The organism is Sphingobium sp. MP9-4, assembly GCF_005281675.1.
Lineage (GTDB): Bacteria > Pseudomonadota > Alphaproteobacteria > Sphingomonadales > Sphingomonadaceae > Sphingobium > Sphingobium yanoikuyae.
In genome coordinates this window covers 1-800 of the sequence record NZ_LUFI01000011.1, presented here as the reverse complement: position 1 = coordinate 800, position 800 = coordinate 1, and the positions used below count along the sequence as shown (strand labels likewise).

The window sequence follows — 800 nt, the reverse complement described above, 5'->3', positions numbered from 1 at the left end:
CCTATTATGCGACCCACCCCGACATGATGGAGTGCGTGTCGAACGAGGAGCTGCGGGATCGCTATCTGATCGGCGGGCTGTTCCGTGACGGCGAATGCGTGCTGAACTATACCCATGCCGAGCGCTTCGTGATCGGCGGCGTGGCGGTGGCCGATGCACCGGTGAAGCTGCCGGCGCAGACCGAGCCGGCTTCGGCGGCGGGCCATCCCTTCCTGGAACGGCGCGAACTGGCGATCGTCAATGTCTCGGGCGTCGAAGGCACCGTGACCGTCGACGGCGAAGTCTTCACGCTCGGCAACAAGGATTGCCTCTATGTGACGATGGGCGCCAAGGATGTGGAATTCGCCGGCGCTGGCGCGCGTTTCTATCTCGCCTCCTGCCCGGCGCACAAGGCGTTCACCACCCGCAAGCTCGGCATCGCCGACGCCAATGCGCTGGAGCGCGGCAGCCTGGAAGAATCCAACGAGCGCACCATCTTCCAGCTCGTCATCCCCGGCATCTGCGACAGCGCGCAGCTGGTCATGGGCCTCACCGTGCTCAAGCCCGGTTCGGTGTGGAACACCATGCCCCCGCACATCCATGAGCGCCGCAGCGAGATTTATTTCTATTTCGAGCTGGATGGCGATGCCGACCGCGTCTTCCACTATATGGGCGAGGGCGACGCGATGCGTCACATCGTCATGGCCAATGAGGAAGCGGTGATCTCGCCGCCCTGGTCGATCCATATGGGATCGGGCACCAAGGCCTATGCCTTCATCTGGGCGATGGCCGGCGAGAACCAGGACTATACCGACATGAAC

The 800-nt window shown here is 63.4% G+C and carries 1 protein-coding gene; it reads left to right on the top strand.

Annotated features, from left to right (window positions below; genetic code table 11):
• A partial coding sequence (gene kduI / locus A0U87_RS02785; protein WP_137405203.1) for a 5-dehydro-4-deoxy-D-glucuronate isomerase occupies nucleotides 1-800 on the top strand: 800 nt, incomplete at both ends.